This is a genomic window from Faecalibacterium sp. DFI.5.82, from assembly GCF_029076575.1.
Classification (GTDB): Bacteria; Bacillota; Clostridia; order Oscillospirales; family Ruminococcaceae; genus Faecalibacterium; species Faecalibacterium duncaniae.
The window spans coordinates 1-930 of sequence record NZ_JARFIS010000031.1 but is presented as its reverse complement, the minus strand read 5'-3'; the positions used below and the strand labels follow the sequence as shown (position 1 = coordinate 930).

The window sequence follows — 930 nt, the reverse complement described above, 5'->3', positions numbered from 1 at the left end:
GATTGCTCGTTGGAATCATAACCATCGTTGATTGCAATATAGCGGACACCGTGCTCAGGAAAGAAGATTTCCATATACGTTCCGGTTTCGATGTGGTTGCGTCCAAGTCGGGACTGGTCTTTGGTAATGACTGTTGCCACCTTTCCTTCCCGGATATCATCCAGAAGTTCCTGAAAGGCAGGGCGGTCAGAGTTCGTACCGCTGTAACCATCATCGACATAGTACTGGCAATTCCCGAAACCGTTGCGTGTGGCATACTCCATAAGCATCGCCTTTTGAGTGCGGATGCTCAGGCTTTCGCTGTTTGAACCGTCATCTTTTGACAGCCGGCAGTATAAAGCAGTTACTTTTTTGTCCTTTTCCATGTGTACCTCCATAATGGAAAAGAGACCTCATCAATCACATTGTAGCGGATGCTGCGTGATGATGCAAGCCCTTTTCCGCAGTAAAACGTCCAATTAACCAGCGGCGAGATACGATTCGGCAGTTTTACGAATTTCTTCTTCCGCAAGCCGCTGAAAAAGCGTATTCATCGGCACATTGCCGATATAATGGCGTTCCACGATCAGGCGCACAGACTTCGGACTTCTCGGCGCACGTTTGCGTGTAGTGGGCTTCTTCTCAGATTTTTCTTTGTTCAAGGGCAGACCTCCTCATTCATGTGGTGCAAATACGGAAAGGAATGGATGGATTCTATTCGTTTTTCTCTTTTTGTTTTATTACGTTGGTTAGGTGAAAGTTTTCTTTGATACAGTCTTAAAGGCTGCTATACTGCATAGGAAAAATCTCTTTTGCAGATGCCATTAAGAATCTGCATCGCAGAATCGTGATTTTGGCGGTTCTTGAATCGTGAAAAACGCAGAACTATTCAACATTTGGAATTTTTACAAAGATGTGATTGGGCGAAGAAAACCGCGTTCGTCTGCGCTC

General features: G+C 45.4%; 2 protein-coding genes. Both read right to left on the bottom strand.

From position 1 onward, the window contains the following. Window positions 1–377 (bottom strand): recombinase family protein (locus P0G09_RS15405; protein WP_275253081.1); only part of this gene is annotated, 377 nt, incomplete at its 3' end. An 81-nt stretch (window positions 378–458) separates the two neighbouring features. Continuing rightward, window positions 459–641, bottom strand: a complete 183-nt coding sequence (locus P0G09_RS15400) for a hypothetical protein (RefSeq protein ID WP_005924684.1) — start codon at window positions 639–641, stop codon at window positions 459–461. Between the last annotated feature and the right edge of the window lie 289 nt (window positions 642–930).